The organism is Emticicia sp. W12TSBA100-4, assembly GCF_040253585.1.
Lineage (GTDB): Bacteria > Bacteroidota > Bacteroidia > Cytophagales > Spirosomataceae > Emticicia.
Map to the genome: position 1 here is coordinate 1 of NZ_JBELAU010000102.1, position 292 is coordinate 292.

Genomic DNA, 292 nt, shown 5'->3' on the forward strand with positions numbered 1-292 from the left:
TGTAGAATTATCAGCCAATTCCCCTTTCAACCAGCAAGTTTCTCTACTTGTTCCTACAATACTCACATAATCTTTCACTATCCATTCGGTTTCAGTATAAACGCCGGGATAAACTACAATTTCATATCGCTTATTTGCTGATGCATCAGTTATACTATCATTTGCAAGTTTCGGGCTTAGATACTGACCTGTTCCGTCTTTTTTCACGATCAACTGCACAATAGTACCTCCTGCCGATATACTTGTAATTGAATTTCTAATCGGTTCTAAGGTCTTTTCAAGAACATAAGAA

General features: G+C 37.0%; 1 protein-coding gene. It reads right to left on the reverse strand.

Features of this window, described 5'->3' with window-relative positions:
- A partial coding sequence (locus tag ABR854_RS25945; protein ID WP_350268745.1) for a hypothetical protein occupies positions 1 to 292 on the reverse strand: 292 nt, incomplete at both ends.